This is a genomic window from Luteibacter sp. NPDC031894, assembly GCF_050273135.1.
Taxonomy (GTDB): domain Bacteria; phylum Pseudomonadota; class Gammaproteobacteria; order Xanthomonadales; family Rhodanobacteraceae; genus Luteibacter.
This window is the reverse complement of the sequence record NZ_JBNNMV010000002.1, coordinates 95,003-110,608: the sequence shown is the minus strand read 5'-3', so window position 1 is coordinate 110,608 and position 15,606 is coordinate 95,003. Positions and strand designations below refer to the sequence as shown.

General features: G+C 66.1%; 15 protein-coding genes. 8 read left to right on the top strand and 7 right to left on the bottom strand.

Annotated features, from left to right (window positions below; all coding sequences use genetic code 11):
• The first annotated feature begins 21 nt into the window (after positions 1 to 21).
• From gltB to ACQKIE_RS06445, 4 genes are all read left to right on the top strand, one after another.
• Positions 22 to 4,473, top strand: a complete 4,452-nt coding sequence (gene gltB, locus ACQKIE_RS06460; protein WP_427457024.1) for a glutamate synthase large subunit — start codon at positions 22 to 24, stop codon at positions 4,471 to 4,473.
• The gene (locus tag ACQKIE_RS06455; protein WP_427457022.1) at positions 4,470 to 5,909 is read left to right on the top strand and encodes an FAD-dependent oxidoreductase; all 1,440 of its coding nucleotides are present in this window, start codon (positions 4,470 to 4,472) and stop codon (positions 5,907 to 5,909) included. Before gltB ends, ACQKIE_RS06455 begins: the two co-directional genes overlap by 4 nt.
• An 86-nt stretch (positions 5,910 to 5,995) precedes the next feature.
• Positions 5,996 to 6,754 (top strand): NRDE family protein, encoded by a 759-nt coding sequence (locus ACQKIE_RS06450; protein ID WP_427457020.1) that lies wholly within the window; start codon positions 5,996 to 5,998, stop codon positions 6,752 to 6,754.
• A 110-nt stretch (positions 6,755 to 6,864) separates the two neighbouring features.
• Positions 6,865 to 7,659 (top strand): SDR family NAD(P)-dependent oxidoreductase, encoded by a 795-nt coding sequence (locus ACQKIE_RS06445; protein WP_427457018.1) that lies wholly within the window; start codon positions 6,865 to 6,867, stop codon positions 7,657 to 7,659.
• A 23-nt stretch (positions 7,660 to 7,682) separates the two neighbouring features.
• On the opposite strand, the gene ACQKIE_RS06440 is transcribed toward ACQKIE_RS06445, so the two are convergent.
• Together ACQKIE_RS06440 and ACQKIE_RS06435 are read right to left on the bottom strand one after the other, a co-directional pair.
• Complete coding sequence (locus ACQKIE_RS06440) at positions 7,683 to 7,991, bottom strand: hypothetical protein (protein WP_427457016.1); 309 nt, start codon at positions 7,989 to 7,991, stop codon at positions 7,683 to 7,685.
• Positions 7,988 to 8,389, bottom strand: a complete 402-nt coding sequence (locus ACQKIE_RS06435; RefSeq protein WP_427457014.1) for a YchJ family protein — start codon at positions 8,387 to 8,389, stop codon at positions 7,988 to 7,990. The genes ACQKIE_RS06440 and ACQKIE_RS06435 overlap by 4 nt, the downstream gene beginning before the upstream one ends.
• 337 nt (positions 8,390 to 8,726) lie before the next feature.
• Between ACQKIE_RS06435 and ACQKIE_RS06430 the strand changes: the two genes are divergently transcribed.
• Together ACQKIE_RS06430 and ACQKIE_RS06425 are read left to right on the top strand one after the other, a co-directional pair.
• The gene (locus tag ACQKIE_RS06430; RefSeq protein ID WP_427457012.1) at positions 8,727 to 8,951 is read left to right on the top strand and encodes a hypothetical protein; all 225 of its coding nucleotides are present in this window, start codon (positions 8,727 to 8,729) and stop codon (positions 8,949 to 8,951) included.
• A gap of 61 nt (positions 8,952 to 9,012) precedes the next feature.
• Positions 9,013 to 9,423: a hypothetical protein gene (locus tag ACQKIE_RS06425; RefSeq protein ID WP_427457010.1), complete on the top strand. Its 411-nt coding sequence runs from the start codon at positions 9,013 to 9,015 to the stop codon at positions 9,421 to 9,423.
• A gap of 73 nt (positions 9,424 to 9,496) precedes the next feature.
• Here the strand turns inward: ACQKIE_RS06425 and ACQKIE_RS06420 are convergent, their stop codons facing one another.
• The 5 genes from ACQKIE_RS06420 to ACQKIE_RS06400 form a co-directional block, all read right to left on the bottom strand.
• Positions 9,497 to 10,033, bottom strand: coding sequence for a lipocalin family protein (locus tag ACQKIE_RS06420; RefSeq protein ID WP_427457008.1), 537 nt, complete (start codon positions 10,031 to 10,033; stop codon positions 9,497 to 9,499).
• A 59-nt stretch (positions 10,034 to 10,092) separates the two neighbouring features.
• Positions 10,093 to 10,641 carry a HutD/Ves family protein gene (locus ACQKIE_RS06415; RefSeq protein WP_427457006.1) on the bottom strand — a complete coding sequence of 183 codons (549 nt, stop codon included), beginning with the start codon at positions 10,639 to 10,641 and terminating at the stop codon, positions 10,093 to 10,095.
• Entirely contained in the window at positions 10,638 to 12,734 is a 2,097-nt protein-coding gene (gene dinG / locus ACQKIE_RS06410) for an ATP-dependent DNA helicase DinG (RefSeq protein WP_427458393.1), read from the bottom strand. The genes ACQKIE_RS06415 and dinG overlap by 4 nt, the downstream gene beginning before the upstream one ends.
• 67 nt (positions 12,735 to 12,801) lie before the next feature.
• Positions 12,802 to 13,089, bottom strand: coding sequence for a DUF2188 domain-containing protein (locus ACQKIE_RS06405; RefSeq protein WP_427457004.1), 288 nt, complete (start codon positions 13,087 to 13,089; stop codon positions 12,802 to 12,804).
• A gap of 91 nt (positions 13,090 to 13,180) precedes the next feature.
• Positions 13,181 to 13,777, bottom strand: coding sequence for a DNA-3-methyladenine glycosylase I (locus tag ACQKIE_RS06400; RefSeq protein ID WP_427457002.1), 597 nt, complete (start codon positions 13,775 to 13,777; stop codon positions 13,181 to 13,183).
• Positions 13,778 to 13,848: 71 nt separating this feature from the next.
• Here ACQKIE_RS06400 and ACQKIE_RS06395 point away from each other — a divergent pair, with 71 nt between their 5' ends.
• On the top strand, positions 13,849 to 14,805 hold the full coding sequence (locus ACQKIE_RS06395) for an ABC transporter ATP-binding protein (protein ID WP_427457000.1): 957 nt from the start codon (positions 13,849 to 13,851) through the stop codon (positions 14,803 to 14,805).
• Positions 14,802 to 15,563, top strand: a complete 762-nt coding sequence (locus tag ACQKIE_RS06390; protein WP_427456998.1) for an ABC transporter permease — start codon at positions 14,802 to 14,804, stop codon at positions 15,561 to 15,563. The genes ACQKIE_RS06395 and ACQKIE_RS06390 overlap by 4 nt, the downstream gene beginning before the upstream one ends.
• The last annotated feature ends 43 nt before the right edge of the window (positions 15,564 to 15,606 follow it).

Below are 15,606 nucleotides of genomic sequence, written 5' to 3'. Positions count from 1 at the left end.
ACCCATGCCACGAGGAGGCGGATGGTGAAGCAAGGCATTCCGCGCCTCTACGACGAGGCGTTCGAACACGACAGTTGCGGCTTCGGCCTGGTGGCGCAAATAGACGGCCATGCCAGCGCGGCGCTGGTCGACACGGCGTTCGCCGCGCTCGCGAAACTCTCCCACCGCGGCGGCGTGAACGCCGACGGCATCAGCGGCGACGGCTGCGGCGTGCTCCTGCGCCGCCCGGTGGAATGGCTGCGCGCGCTGGCGAAGGAGGCGGGGCTCACGCTCGCCACGCACTTTGCCAGCGGTCTCGTCTTTCTCGATCCGGACGGCGACGATGCCGCCGCCCGCGTGCTGGAAGCCGAGCTCGCCCGGATGAACCTCCCCGTGGCGGGGTGGCGCGACGTGGATGTCGACCCATCCGCGTGCGGCCCGCTTGCCGCGTCGTCGATGCCGCGCGTGCGCCAGGTCTTCGTCGATTCGCCGGCGGATCTCGCGCCGGCCGCGTTCGAAGCGGCACTGTTCCGCGCCCGCCGCCGCGCCGAACTCGCGCTGTCCCACGACGCGCATTTCTACGTGGTCTCGCTCTCCGGCGAGGTCGTGGGCTACAAGGCCATGGCCGCGCCCGGGCACCTGCGCGACGTCTACCGCGACCTCAGGCATCCGGCGCTCGTCGCCGACGCCGTCGTCTTCCACCAGCGCTTCTCCACGAACACCTCGCCGCAGTGGCGCCTGGCCCAGCCGTTCCGCTTCCTCGCGCATAACGGCGAGATCAACACGATCCGCGCCAATCGTCGCTGGATGCAGGCGCGCACGTCGGTGCTGCGCTCCGAGCGCGTCGAACTCTCCGACATCGGCCCGCTCGTGCGACAGAAAGGCTCCGACTCCGAGAGCCTCGACAACGCGCTGGAAGTGTTGCTCATGGGCGGCATGGACCTGCTTGCCGCCATGCGCGTGCTGGTGCCGCCGGCCTACGCCGCGCGCGAGGACATCGACGAAGACCTTGCCGCGTTCTACGAGTACTACGCGCTGCACAGCGAGCCGTGGGACGGTCCCGCGGGCCTGGTGATGTGCGACGGCCGGTATGCGGCCTGCACGCTCGACAGGAACGGCCTGCGTCCGGCGCGCTGGTCGCTGTCCGACGACAACCACCTCATCGTCGCCTCCGAGACCGGTCTCTGGGATGTGCCGTCGTCGCGTATCGTGGCGAAAGGCCGTCTTGCTCCCGGCGAAATGATCGCGGTGGACTTCCGCGAGCATCGCCTGCTCCGCGACGACGACATCGATGCGATCAACCGCGCCCGCGCGCCCTTCCGCGACTGGCTGCGCCGCGGCGTCACCTATCTCGAGTCCGACCTGATCGACCCGACCCTCGCGGCCGAGCCCCTGCCCGCGGAAGAGCTCCGCCGGTACCAGAAGCTCTACGGCCTCTCGCGCGAGGAATGCGAATCCGTGCTGAAGGTGCTCGCCGAAACCGAGGCCGAAGCCACCGGTTCGATGGGCGACGACACCCCCATGGCCGTGCTGTCGCGGCAGATCCGTCCGCTCTTCGACCGCTTCCGCCAGGGCTTCGCGCAGGTGACGAATCCGCCGATCGATCCGCTGCGCGAGCGGCTCGTGATGTCGCTGGTGACGCAGATCGGGCAGGAGCGCAACATCTTCGACCTGGGGCCGGAGAACGCGAAACAAATCCTGCTGAATTCGCCCATCCTGTCGCAGCGGAAGCTGCGCCAGATCCTCGCCACGCCCGCGTATGCCGACACGCCGCGTATCGACCTCATGTACGGCGCGGACGAAACGCTGGAACAGGCACTGCGGCGCATCTGCGACGACGTCGAAGCGGCGGTCCGCCGTGGCGTGCAGATCGTCTTCCTCAGCGACCGCTACCCACGCCGTGACCTCCTGCCGATCCACGCGCTGCTCGCCACCGGCGCGGTGCACGCACGCCTCGTCGATACTGGCCTGCGCTGCCAGTGCAACATCATGGTAGAGACGGCCACGCCGCGCGATCCGCACCACTTCGCGTGCCTGCTCGGCTTCGGCGCCACGGCGATCTACCCATGGCTCGCGTACCAGAGCCTCTTCGACATGGGCCGCAGCGGACACATCCGCAATGGCGAAGGCGCGCCGCGCGAGATCGGCCGCAATTACCGCCGCGGTATTCGCAAGGGCCTCCTGAAGATCCTCTCGAAGATGGGTATCTCCACGGTCGCGGGTTATCGCGGTGCGCAGCTCTTCGAGATCGTGGGACTCGCCCCTGACGTAGTGGCGCTGTGTTTCCCGGGCACGCCGTCGCGCATTGGTGGCTCCGGTTTCGCGGACCTCGAGCACGAGCAGCGCCTGCTCGCCGCCGAGGCCTGGGACGAGGCGCAGGCATTGCGCGCGGGCGGGCTCTACAAGTACGTGCATGGCGGCGAGTTCCACATGTACAACCCGGACGTCATCGCCAGCCTGCAGGTGGCCGTGCGTACCGGCGATTGGGCCGATTACGAAACCTACGCCCGATACGTCGACACGCGCCCGCCGTCGGCGCTGCGTGACCTGCTCGTGCCGCGCGCGGGGACGCCGATTCCCCTGGACGAGGTCGAGCCGGTCGAGGACATCCTCCGGCGCTTCGATTCCGCGGGCATGTCACTGGGCGCGCTCTCGCCCGAGGCGCACGAGGCGCTCGCGATCGCGATGAACCGCCTCGGCGCCCGCAGCAATTCCGGCGAGGGCGGTGAAGATCCGTCACGCTACGGCACCGACCGCGCATCGAAGATCAAGCAGGTGGCGTCGGGCCGGTTCGGCGTGACGCCCGCGTACCTGGTCAACGCCGAGGTACTGCAGATCAAGATCGCGCAGGGTGCGAAGCCCGGCGAGGGCGGGCAGTTGCCCGGCCACAAGGTGGACGCCACCATCGCGCGCTTGCGCTACGCGAAGCCCGGGATCGGACTCATCTCGCCGCCACCGCACCACGACATCTATTCCATCGAGGACCTGGCGCAGCTCATCCACGACCTCAAGGAAGTGAATCCGCAGGCGCTGGTGTCGGTGAAGCTCGTATCGCACGCGGGCGTCGGCACCGTTGCCGCCGGCGTGGTCAAGGCGGGCGCGGACCTCATCACCGTGTCCGGCCACGACGGCGGTACTGGCGCAAGCCCGCTGACGTCGATCAAGTACGCAGGCACGCCATGGGAACTGGGTCTTGCCGAGACGCAGCAGACCCTGCGCCTCAACGACCTGCGCGGGCGCGTTCGCCTGCAGACCGACGGCGGCCTGAAGACGGGCCTCGACGTGATCAAGGCGGCCATGCTCGGCGCGGAGAGTTTCGGTTTCGGCACGGGGCCGATGGTGGCGCTGGGCTGCAAGTACCTGCGCATCTGTCACCTCAACAACTGCGCCACTGGCGTCGCCACGCAGCACCCGGTGCTGCGCCAGAAGCACTTCCTCGGCCTGCCGGACATGGTGATGAACTACTTCCGCTTCGTCGCGGAAGACGTGCGGCGGCACCTCGCGCGCCTCGGGGTGCGCTCACTGGCGGAACTGATCGGACAGTCCGAACGACTGGAACAGCGGGACGGCGTCACCCCTGTGCAGGAGCGTCTGGACCTCTCGCCGTTGATCGGCGAGGACGGCCTGGGCACCGAGGTGGACTTCGCTTGCACCTCGACGCGCAATCCCATGCGTGACGCAGCCACACTCGCGAACCGCATCGCTGCCGACACCCGGCTCGCCGTCACGGACGGTCTTGGTGGCACCTTCCGCTATCCCATCGTCAATACCGATCGCGCCATCGGTGCGCGACTGTCTGGCGATGTGGCGCGTCGCTGGGGCGACGCCGGCATGGCCGACAGGCCGCTCAACCTGCACCTGACGGGTGCGGCGGGGCAGAGCCTCGGTGCGTGGAATGCCGGCGGCGTGCATATCGACCTCACCGGCGAAGCCAACGACGGCGTCGGCAAGGGCATGGCCGGTGGCCGGCTCGTCATCCGTCCGCCGGCCGACTCGTCGTTTGCCAGCCAGGATGCGTCCATCATCGGGAACACGTGCCTCTATGGCGCCACCGGCGGCGAACTCTTCGCGGCGGGGCAGGCGGGCGAGCGCTTCGCGGTGCGCAATTCGGGCGCCCTGGCCGTGGTGGAAGGCGCGGGCGACCACTGCTGCGAATACATGACCGGCGGTGTCGTCGCGGTGCTTGGCCGCACGGGTCTCAACTTCGGCGCGGGCATGACCGGTGGCTTCGCCTACGTGCTCGACGTCGAGCGCAGCTTCGTCGATTGCTACAACCACGAACTGGTCGACATCGTGCGCATCTCGCACGAAGGCATGGAACATTACATGCAACACCTGCGACGGCTCATCGCCCGCCACGCGGAACTCACCGGCAGTGCCTGGGGTGCCCAGGTCCTCGGCGACTTCCGTGGCTTGCTGCAGCGCTTCTGGCTCGTGAAGCCCAAGGCGGCCAGCCTCGACGCGTTGGCTGAAGAACTGCGGAGTGCGGCATGAGCGCGAAGGATTTCCGCTTCCTCGACATCCCACGGCAGACGCCTCGCACGGTGCCCGTCGCGGTGCGCGTGCTCGGTTACGGCGAGATCTCCGGCGATTTCGCGCCGCCGGATGCGGCTGCCCAGTCGGGGCGCTGCATCGACTGCGGCAACCCGTACTGCGAACATGCGTGTCCCGTGCACAACTACATCCCGAACTGGCTCAAGCTGGTGCAGGACGGCCGCCTCTTCGAGGCCGCCACGTTGATGCACGAAACCAACCCGCTCCCGGAGATCTGCGGCCGCGTCTGTCCGCAGGATCGTCTCTGCGAAGGCGCATGCACGCTGGAGCAGGGCGACTTCGGCGCGGTGACGATCGGCAGCGTCGAACGTTGGGTCACCGACGAAGCCATCCGCCAGGGCTGGCGCCCGGACCTGTCCCGCGTGCGTGACACCGGCGCCCGTGTCGCGATCGTCGGTGCCGGCCCCGCGGGCCTCGCCTGCGCGGATCGCCTGCGTCGCGCGGGCATCGCCGCGGACGTCTTCGACCGCCAGCATGAGATCGGCGGTCTCCTCACCTTCGGCATTCCGCCGTTCAAGCTCGACAAGACCGTCGTGCGCACGCGCCGCATGGTCCTCGAAGGCATGGGCGTCCGCTTCCACCTCGGCGTGGAAATCGGCCGCGACATCGGCTTCGACGAATTGCTTGCGGACTACGATGCCGTCTTCGTCGGCACCGGTGCCTACACCTACGTGGACGGCAGGCTGGAAGGGCGCGAGCTGCGCGGTGTACACGATGCCTTGCCGTTCCTCATCGCCAATACCGAGCGGCTCCTGCGCGATGAGCCGCCGGCCCCCGACTACGACCTCGCCGGCAAGCACGTAGTGGTGCTGGGCGGCGGCGATACCGGCATGGACTGCAATCGCACGGCGATTCGCCTCGGCGCGGCGTCGGTCACCTGCGTGTATCGCCGCGACGAACCGAGCATGCCCGGCTCGCGGCGAGAAGTCGGCTACAGCCGGGAGGAAGGCGTGCGCTTCCTCTTCCAGCGGCAGCCGGTGCGGCTTGTCGACGGCGGCGATGGCCGCGTGCAGGCCGTCCGCGTGGTAGAGACGCAACTCGTCGAAGATCGCCATGGGCGGCCGTATCCGCAAAACGTCGAGGGCAGCGAAACCGACCTCCGCGCAGACGTGGTGATCCAGGCCTTCGGCTTCCAGCCCAGCCCGCCGGACTGGTGCGACGCCTTCGGCATCGACCGCGACCGTAGCGGCCGTATCCTCGTCGGCGACGAGGGCAGGCTGCCGTTGCAGACCAGCCACCCGCGTGTCTTCGCCGGCGGCGACAACGTCCGTGGCGCGGACCTCGTCGTGCGCGCCGTCTACGATGGGCGCGAAGCGGCGGCATCGATCGCGCGGATGCTGGCGGCGAAGAAGCTGGACAGCACCGTCGCCGCCTGAGCCGGACGGGAACCACCGACCCCGGCTCTTGGCTTCGCTCCTCCCGGCACCCACAATGCGTTCATGCTCTCCCGGGCCACCACCCCATGTGCCTGATCGCGTTCGCCTGGCAAGCCCATCCGCGCTGGCGCCTCGCCCTCGTCGGCAACCGCGATGAGTTCCATGCGCGTCCCACGGCAGCGCTGGCATCCTGGGACGAGTCACCGCAGGTCGTCGCCGGGCGCGATCTCGAGGCGGGCGGCACGTGGGCCGGCGTCGGGGCGCACGGGCGCGCCAGCGTCATCACCAACGTGCGCGACCTCACCGCGGACCACAGCGGCATGTCGCGCGGCCTCCTGGTGGCCGACTTCCTCGGCTCGACGGTGTCGGCACGCGAGCACGCGATCGAACTGATGGGCAGCGCGGGCCAATACCGGCCCTTCAACCTGCTCACCTTCGACCGCGACGACGCCTACTACCTCGGCAACCATCCGCACGCGCGGGCGCAACCCGTCGAGCCCGGCGTGCACGGGTTGAGCAATGCGGACTTCAACGCCCCCTGGCCGAAGACACGCGCACTCGTGCAACGCCTCGAATCATGGCTCGCGGCGGGCGGCGATGATGACACCGACGCCCTCTTCGCGATGCTCTCCGACCAGGGCCGCTGGCCCGACGACCTGCTCCTGGACACGGGCATCGGGATCGAACGCGAGCGCTTTCTCTCCAGCGCCTTCATCGTGGGCGAGCATTACGGCACGCGAGCCAGCACCCTCATCCTCGTCGATCACGACGACCGCACCACCATCGTCGAACGCCGCTTCGGCCCCCACGGCGTCCCCGAGGGCGAGACCCGCCTGGACGTCTAGCGGATTCCCCCGTTGCCGGGCCAAAGCCTTTTGCCCCAGGCGCAATTGAATCACCCCCCTCACGCCCCGACGATCAAGAGGGCATTCCTTTCCCTGTTACGGAGCTCCTCATGCACATCGACCTCAGCAAGCGCAGCGCCATCGTCACCGGTTCCACCGCAGGCATCGGCCTGGCCATCGCCACCGGCCTCGCGAAGGCAGGTGCGTCGGTCGTCATTACCGGCCGCACCCAGGCCCGCGTGGACGAGGCCATCGCCAGCGTGAAGAAGGCCGCGCCGAACGCGAAGGTCACGGGTGTCGCCGCCGACCTCGGCACCAGCGAAGGCGCTGCCGCGCTGATCAAGGCGGTCCCCGATACAGACATCCTCGTGAACAACCTCGGCATCTTCGAACCGAAAGACTTCTTCGAGATCGACGACGCCGAGTGGAGCCGCTACTTCGACGTGAACGTGATCTCCGGCGTGCGCCTGTCGCGTCATTACGCCAAGCGCATGGCCGAGCGCGGCTGGGGCCGCGTGCAGTTCATCTCCAGCGAGTCGAGCATCCAGCCGCCGCCGGAGATGGTGCATTACGGCGTGACCAAGACGGCACAGCTCGGCGTGTCGCGTGGCCTTGCGGAAGTGCTCGCCGGCACCGGCGTCACGGTCAACGCCGTCCTCCCCGGCCCGACCTTGTCCGAAGGCGTGAGTGAATTCTTCGGCAAGATCGCGAAGAACGACGGCAAGACGCAGGAGGAAGTGGAGCGCGACTTCATCCAGACCCACCGCCCGACGTCGCTCATCAAGCGCCTTCTGAGCGTCGACGAAGTGGCGAATGTCTCCGTCTTCCTCGCGTCCGAAGAAGCCTCCGGCACCACGGGCGCATCCTTCCGCGTCGACGGCGGCGTTGCCCGCCTGATTCTCTGACCGCGCGCGGCTCCTGCCTTTCCTCAATCCCCAACCTGGCAAACGATGCGCGCAAACGCTCCATCGCCCCGTTGAAACTCCGGCCGGGGCGAATGGAACTGCCGATCGCTCAGGGTGACCGACGTCACCTTGTCCATGCGAAAGAACTTCCATCCTTCCGACGCGCCGGACGCGCTGGCACCCGCGACCTGATATGCGCTAAGCAAGCGATCTCCCGCATGGTCGTCGCCATACACATAAGGTTGCACCAGCCGCTCCGCTCCACCGTAATCGACGACAAGTAACCGCATCGAATGGATCGCTTCGCAGATGGTTTCCTCGAAGCGACTCACGATAGGTCGCCGTCGACGTAATACCATCGTCCGTCCTCACGCACGAAGCGGCTGACTTCGTGCATGCGCTCGGCGCTCCCGCCGCCCATGCGCAAACGGGCGACGAATTCGACGATGGCCGTGCCGGGCGTGGCGTTCTCGTGCCGTTTCACGGCGAGGCCCAACCAGGTCGGCTTCGGGGACTGCGTCGAGAGACCGAGCGATACCGGACGTGTCGTGGGATGCCATGTGGCGAGGAGGTAATCCTCCAGACCGAGGACATAGGCGCTGTAGCGGGAGCGCATGAGCGCCTCGGCGGTGGGTGCCGCGAAGCTGTCATGCCATTGGCCGCAACACGCGGCGTACGAGGTCTTGCCGCCACATGGGCACGATGGGGAGGGAGAGCGGCTCGTTGTCACATTCGGATAGGAGGCGTTATCGGACGTAGGTAAGGGATTTACTCGACGCGCACTTAATGCGCTTGGGGAGAGCCTAGCATCCTCGGCCAAAAGGAGCATTGACAATTGTAAATCCGGCACTTAAGTTCTGGGTATCTTCGGCGCAAGGCCGACGGATACAGAGGGAAAAGGATTGTTCGATCATCAGTCGTCGGCAGCTGCCGCGTGCAGCTTGCTGTCTGCAGGATGCCTTCCCCTGCGCCGTGAGTCGAGCCGTTCTGGGTAGTGGCGACCGGCACCTGACGTACGTCGCCGCGCCGCGGACGACGGAGGCTTTCAGCTCGCTTGGGATTTTGATATGTCGAAGACGAACGGTCGTCGTCGCGGATATGTGCGCGTTCTATTTGCCTTGGTCGTGATGCTGTTCGCCTACCAAGGATGGGCCCAGACCGCAGCGAATCCAGAAGACGAGTACAAGAAGCGTGTCAAGGTGGATGAGGAGATGTCGCCCCTTGGTGACAATCCATTCGATTCAAACAAGTCGATGATAAAGCGCCACATCTACAAACCGCTTGGGGACTAATGATATGCGCCCTAGAAATCTTGCGTTCTTAGTCTCTCTGTCTATGATTGGTCCGGCAGCCGTGAAAGCAGATGAATCACCCTCACTATTTATCAGCCAGAAAGATGGTGCTGTATATGTTGTGCTTTCGAATCTTGGAAATCAAAGCATAAAGGTGCGCCGAGACTATCTTCTTGATCGCCTATTCGGGAACTTGCTCTTCGACATCCGGCGCAAGGGCAAGACGTTTCCGGAAACAGCACATATCAATCCGGAGATGCCTACTGAAAGTACTTACCTAGTGCTTGCGCCGGGTCAGATTGGTGGTCACGTTGTTGATCAGTGGCTCATCAAAGCTGCCTATTCGCTTTCCAGCGGATGCTATACCGTCTCCGCCGTCTATCGGGACAGCATGGCAAAGGATTTCTCGGCGTTTGATGGCGAATTGAGGTCCAATTCCATTGAGCTCTGCTTCAAGGACGCAAATATGTAGATAGAAGCTCATTGCAGCCGAGATGCCAGCATTTTTTTGGGGAGACGTTGTCGCATTGATTGCTAAAAAGAGCTCAGTTGACCTCGCCTGACATCACCAGCGGGGTCAGGTCATAGCCCATGGCGACAGCCCTATCCTTAAGCGACGCAAAAATTTTCCCCTCTATCGACGCTGTGCGGGACAGGATCCACAGGTACTTTTGCCCTGGCTGGCCGACCATGGCCCATTGGTAGTCCTCGTCGAGCGCGATGACCCAATAGTCAGCCCACACCAGTGGCAGCCATGAGAGCCAGGCCGGTGCGAAGCGTACCTCCAGCTTCCCTTGAGCGAATGGCTCCGGGCGTCTTGCCACGCCGTCGCTGGCGATGCGTTTTCCTTCGGCCGTGGTGCATTCATTGTGTACCGCCACCGTTCCGTCCGGACGGAGCGTGTAGGTCGCAGTGACCCCGGCGGCGCACTTCCGCTGGAAATACATCGGCAGCCGGGCGATTTCGTGCCACGTGCCGGCGTAGCGTTCCAAATCGAGGTGACTGACAGCCGTCACCGGTGACGTGGCGATGGGGCCGGTCGCTGCCATCGAGACGGTGAGGGCCTTGGATGCGTCGCGCATGGCTGAATTCCGTTGGGACGACCTCCTACGATGCGCATGAGGGGTGAACCTCGTTTGAATCAGGCGTCGTGGAGCGCGATGCGAACCAGTAGCGCCACGGAGTCGACATGCAGTTCGATGGAGCGTGGCGTCAGGAACGTATCGCCCTGTCCAACGGCAAGACCGTCGATCACGGCCGTCCCGCGAGCCACGTAAAGCAGCGCCGCGTCATCGACGCTCAGCCGATTCGGCCCATGCACGACATCCACCGCACCGCCAGCCTTCCCGCGCCGAACCATCAGATTGAAGTCGCGCGTGGCCCCACCCGCAAGCGCGACGTCGACCTGCGCTTCACCGGGAAACGCGAACGGCACGCACGGCGTCGTCAACGCATGCTCGCGCTCGCCATCCAGTGTCATCGTGAAGCCGTCACCGTCGAGCAGGACGATCGTCCGGTCGATGCCGGGAAAACGCGAGAACGGCGACGCCGTGTCGACATCGGCGATGCTCACCCGCCAAAGGAAATCGTCCATGGTGGCGCCCGGCGGTTCAACCGCGATCTCACGCGTGATCCCGAGCCCGTTCTTCCACGGCACGGCTTTCAGTTCGTCGAAACGAACGATGCTCATGCGACGCGCTCGATCTCACGGGCGAACGGAGGCAGCGCGCGAAGCATGCCCGTGCCATAGCGCTTCGTGATCACGCGGCGGTCGAGAAGTACGATGCGGCCGGTATCGGTCTCCGTGCGGATCAAGCGACCGCAGTACTGCGTGAGTAGCCGTGTCGCGTCCGGCACGCTCACCTCGATGAATGGATTGCGTCCGCGCGATTCGAGCCATTCCGCATACGTGGCACCGACGGGATCGGTCGGCACCGCGAAGGGAAGCTGCGTGACGACAACCGTCTCGCACAGCTTGCCAGGAAGGTCGAGGCCTTCACCGAACGACGCGAGACCGAACAGCGTGCTGCCCTTGCCGGCCTCGATGTCCGCGCAATGCTCGGCGATCAGCTGCGACTTCGACAGCGAGCCCTGCGCGCGCACCTTGCGCACGAACTCGATGGGCAGGATCTGCAGCACGCGGTCGAGTTTCGCGCGTGACGTGAACAACACGAGGTTGCCCGCGTTCCAATCCAGGTGTTTTGCCAGCCACGCCGACACTTCCCGCGCATGCCCTTCGCGATCGTCGGGCAACGCGTTCAACGCGGGGACGGACAGCGTGGCCTGCCGCTCGAGGTCGAACGGGGAGGGCAGGCTGATCGTCACGGCCTCGTTAGGCAGGCCTACCGAGTCGGCGAAGCCACGGAAGTTGCCGCCGGCGCTGAGCGTCGCTGACGTCATGACCACGGCGGACGCGTTGTCCCACAGGACGCTGCGCAGCAGACCGCCGGCGGAGACGGCCGAGGCGTGGCACACCAGCTGCTGCTCGGGCGTCATGCTGACCCAGCGCGCGAGCGGCGGCGCGTTTTCCCGGTCGTCCGAGGACCATGCGTACCAGGTGCGCACCTGGCGATCGAGGCGCTCCAGCGCGACGCCGAGTTCGCGGGAGAGGGCTTCCTGCGTCGGACCGCCGGCCTCCATCTCCACCACCGTGCGGCGCACCGTGCGCAGCCAGCGCTGGATGTCCTTCGTGATGAGGTGCAGGTGTTCCGCGTGCATCCGCCAGTTTTCGGGAAGCTGGCCCAGGGACGCGCGGAACACGGGTTCGGTCTCGCTCGACGAGGGCGTCCACGACAGACGGATCTCGCGCTCGATCTCTTCCAGCGCGTTCGACATCAGGAGCATTTTCTCGTCGCCCGCTTCCAGCGTCAGGTTGCCGATGCTTTCCTTGTCCGTGAGCGAGTAGGCCCCGTGGATCTGGTTCTGCAGGCGGCCGATGCGACGCACGGCGGTCGCGAGGTGCACGTCGGCCGCGCCGCGATCGATCGCCTTGCCGGGCACGTGGTGGGCCTCGTCGAAGATGTAGAGCGTCTCTTCCGGCTTCGGCAGGATCACGCCGCCGAAGGTGTCCTCGTCGCGCGGCATCGTCAGGTCAGCCAGTACCAGGTCCTGGTTCGCGACGACGATGTCCGCGTCACCGATGGCGCGGCGGGCGACGAAGAACGGGCAGGCGGCGAAGGCACCGCACTTGCGTCCGGTGCAGCCGCCCGCGCTGGTGGTGACCATGCCACGAACGAGGTCAGACAGCGGTTCCGGGCTGGTGTCGATGTCGCCGTTCCACTCGTGCGATTCGAAGGCCTTGCCGAGCTTCTCGATAGCCTTGGTGTCCCGCTCGGCCGGCGGTCGCGACCACAGCGCCAGGTCCGCGTCGAATTCGAACCCGCCTTGCGCCGATGGCTCGGCACCGGCCATGCGCAGGTTGCGCGGGCAGAGGTAACGCGCACGGCCCTTGGCGAGCGCCACCTTGGCCTCCACGCCGCAGAGGCTGAGGTACTGGGGGATGTCGCGCTGGACGAGTTGCTCCTGCAAGGCGACGGTCGCCGTGGCGATGACGAGCTTCTTCTTCTGGGCCCGGGCCACTTCGAGGCCGGCGATCAGGTAAGCCATGGACTTACCAGTGCCGGTGGGCGCTTCGATCACCGCGGCGCCGGCCGGTTCGGCCAGGGCCTTGGCCACCTCGGCGATCATCTTCAGCTGCGAGGCGCGCCCACGGAACCCCGCAAGGCCGTCCTTCAGCCGCGCATAGGCGGCGCGGATCGCGGCTTTGGTGTCGTCGGTGAGCATCGGCGGGCGCAGGAACGGGTGAGGCAACCTTGCAAGGTTACCTTATCGGCGTCTCACCCCACGAACCTCAGGCGTGCCGGCGGTTCATCCCGGCGGGCGGCGTGCCCGTGCCGGCCACCAAGCCGGCCACGACGTAGTTGTGCTCCATCCAGGTGCCGTCGGCCTGCTGCACGTGGATCTCGACCGGGCGGCCGAGTTCGGCGGACAGCGCCGGCGCGATGGCCTCGGCGCCCGCGATCGCGGCGTCCTGTGACGGATAGGACTCGGGAAAGGGCGATGCCGCACGGCGCACGATCCACGGTCCCTGTGTCGATTCGCTGTACGGAATGAACAGTTGGGCGGAACTCGAAGCCATGGAACCCTCGCGAAGGCAGGTGTACCAGACGATGGGGGCCGCTGATGCGGCCCCTGCAACCCACGCTACGCTGCGCGATCTGAAAAAGCCGTTAAGCCTTGCGTGACAAGGGTTTACTGCCGACTTCGGCCCGCTGGAAGCAGGCCGGCGCATGGCTGTTGATCAGGCCGGTGGCCTCCATCCAGGCGAAGACGATGGTCGGCCCGACGAAGGTGAAGCCGCGCTTGCGCAGCGCCTTGGACACCTCCCCAGAGAGCGGGCTGTTCGGCGGCACCGGCCCTTCCCAGAGGATCGGCTGGTTGCCGACGAAGTCCCACGCGAAGCGGGCGAAGTCCTCACCGGCCTCGCGCATCGCGAGGTAAGCCCGGGCGTTGCGGATCGTCGCTTCGATCTTGCTCCGCGAGCGGATGATGGCGGCATCCGCCAGCAGTCGCGCCACGTCGTGCTCGCCGTACGCCGCGACACGATCCGGATCGAAGCTGTCGAAGGCACGGCGAAATCCGTCGCGACGAGCGAGGATGGTCCGCCACGACAGTCCCGCCTGGAACCCATCGAGCACCAGCTTTTCCCAGAGCTTCCGACTGTCGCGCTCGGGGACGCCCCATTCGCGGTCATGGTAGTCGCGCATCAGGTCGTCGGCGTCGCCCCAGGGGCAGCGGACCCGGATTTCGTTCGAGGGCACGGTCATCGGCGAAGCCTCGCACCCATGCGCGTTCGGGTCTACCATCGCCCGCTTACCCACCGGACACGCGGGTTCCCATGCCACCCCTCGACGCAACGACTTCCCTGCCCGACGCCATCGTCGCCGTGCACGGGCTCTCCAAGACTTACAAGACCGGATTCCAGGCACTCAAGCGCGTCGACCTCGAGATCCGGCGCGGCGAAATCTTCGCCCTGCTGGGGCCGAACGGTGCCGGCAAGACCACCCTGATCAGCATCGTCTGCGGCATCGTCAACGGCAGCGAAGGCACGGTGACCGTGGACGGGCACGACATCGTGCGCGACTACCGCGCCGCGCGGGGACTCATCGGCCTCGTGCCGCAGGAGCTTTCCACCGACGCCTTCGAAAGCGTCTGGGCGACGGTGAAATTCAGTCGCGGACTGTTCGGCAAGTCGCCCGACCCGGCGTACCTGGAAAAGATCCTGCGCGAGCTGTCGCTGTGGGAAAAGAAGGACGCGAAGATCATGACGCTCTCCGGCGGCATGAAGCGCCGCGTGCTGATCGCGAAGGCACTGGCGCACGAACCGCGCGTGCTCTTCCTCGACGAGCCCACCGCGGGCGTGGACGTGGAGTTGCGCCACGACATGTGGCAGATGGTCCACCGGCTGCGCGAGTCCGGAGTGACCATCATCCTCACGACGCACTACATCGAGGAAGCGGAGGAGATGGCCGACCGCATCGGCGTCATCAATCGTGGCGAACTGGTGCTGGTGGAAGACAAGCACACGCTGATGCGCAAGCTGGGCAAGAAACAGCTGTCGCTGCAGCTGCAGAATCCACTGGAGGCCGTCCCGGAAGGGCTCGGCGAATGGCCGCTGGAACTTTCCGCCGACGGCACATGCCTTACCTACACCTTCGATGCGCAAGGCGAGCGCACCGGTATCGCCGAACTCCTGCGCAAGCTCGGCGCATTGGGCATCGACTTCAAGGACCTGCACTCGAGCGAGAGTTCGCTCGAGGATATCTTCGTCAGCCTGGTGAGGAACCGCGCATGAACCTCTACGCGATCCGCGCCATCTACCGCTTCGAGATGGCCCGTACCTTCCGAACGCTGATGCAGAGCATCGCCTCGCCGGTGCTGTCGACCTCGCTGTACTTCGTGGTGTTCGGCGCCGCCATCGGTTCGCGCATGGGCGACGTGGGCGGCGTGAGCTACGGGGCCTTCATCATCCCCGGCCTGATCATGCTGTCGTTGCTCAACGAGAGCATCTCCAACGCGTCCTTCGGTATCTACATGCCGAAGTGGGCGGGCACGATCTACGAGTTGCTGTCGGCACCCGTGTCTTACGTGGAAGTGGTGCTGGGTTACGTGGGCGCGGCGGCGACGAAGTCGGTGATCCTCGGCCTGCTGATCCTCGTGACGGCGCGCCTCTTCGTCGCTTACGAGATCCAGCATCCCTTCTGGATGGTGGCCTTCCTGCTGCTTACGGCGGTGACCTTCAGCCTGTTCGGTTTCATCATCGGCCTGTGGGCGGACGACTTCCAGAAGCTGCAGGTGGTCCCGTTGATGGTGATCACGCCGCTGACCTTCCTGGGTGGAAGCTTCTATTCCATCTCGATGCTGCCGCCGGTCTGGCAGAAGATCACGCTGTTCAACCCGGTGGTGTACCTGGTCAACGGGTTCCGCTGGAGCTTCTACGGCACGGCGGACGTCGATGTGGTGGTCAGCGCGGGCGCCACGGTGGGCTTCCTGCTGGTTTGCCTTGGCATCGTCTGGTGGATCTTCCGGACGGGGTGGAAGTTGAAGTCCTAAGCCCCGCCGGAACCGCTGGGCCCGCGCGAACGCGGAGCCCAGC